At 39.7% G+C, this 1,043-nt stretch carries 2 protein-coding genes; both read left to right on the plus strand.

Annotation, left to right across the window (positions count from 1 at the left end; all coding sequences use genetic code 11):
- The coding region (locus C240_RS03720) for a WxL domain-containing protein (protein ID WP_271491151.1) at positions 1-537 on the plus strand (537 nt) is incomplete at its 5' end.
- A gap of 108 nt (positions 538-645) precedes the next feature.
- Positions 646-1,043 (plus strand): DUF916 domain-containing protein (locus tag C240_RS03725; protein WP_271491154.1); only part of this gene is annotated, 398 nt, incomplete at its 3' end.

The following is a 1,043-nucleotide window of genomic DNA, read 5'->3' on the forward strand; positions in this document are numbered from 1 at the left end:
CCAGACTTAGGTGCATTGATGATCGAACGTACATCAAACTTAGATTTTGGTACGATCAAAACATCTGCAAATGAAGTAACAGCATTCGCTGCACCAGCAAGTTTTGGTGAAGGTGACGATGCGACAACACGTGGTGCTTACGTTCAATGGCGTGACATTCGTGCCGGAGGTACATTTGGTTACACTGTAACAGCAGAATTGAGCCAACAATTTACAGGAACTGATACGAATAAATTAACAGGTGCAACAATTGATTTCAGTAATGGATTTGTAGCCGCACAAGGTGATAACACAAACGCAACTCCATCAAGTACAGGCGCTTTCCAATTAACTGAAAGCAATGGTGCGTTTCCAGTTGTAACTGCAGACCAAGAAGAAGAAGAAGGAAAAGGTCGTTACCTTATGGCTTTTGGTAAAAACGAAGATGGAACAGACGCGAACTCTGTAAAACTAACAGTTCCAGCCGCAACTGCTTCAAATATGGCAGTAGACACATACACAGCGAAAGTGACTTGGAAAGTCGTAGCCGCTCAATAATTTCAGCTTTACTGAAAGTAAGCTGACGAGACTTCTCGCCAGCTTACTTTTTACCTAAAAGGGTAGTTGTACATAGCAAAAAAAATAAAAAGACATGAGGTTATAAACATGAAAAAAAGAATAAACGTAATAGGAATTGTTTCATTAATTGTATTGATGCTTTTGCCGAGTGTCCTTTTTAGTAGTCCAGCACATGCAGATGAAAATGATGATTTGGCCGGAGCCACAGGTTTTACCTATAGTCTCAATTTTCCCGACAATCAAATGGAAGACAATATTGGTTATTACAAATTAAAAATGAGTAAAGGGCAAGAACAAACGGTTACGGTAACATTAACGAATCCAAGTGCAGAAAAAGTCACAGTTAATGTAGGGCTAAATGGTGCTGTAACCAATCAAAATGGGGTGATTGAATATGGAGATTCCGACATCGAAAACGATGCGTCTTTAAAGTTTGATTTTGAAGATATCGTGTCAGGACCAGAATCAGTCGATCTAGAAGCAGG

The organism is Enterococcus sp. 5H (assembly GCF_028128615.1).
Lineage (GTDB): Bacteria > Bacillota > Bacilli > Lactobacillales > Enterococcaceae > Enterococcus_L.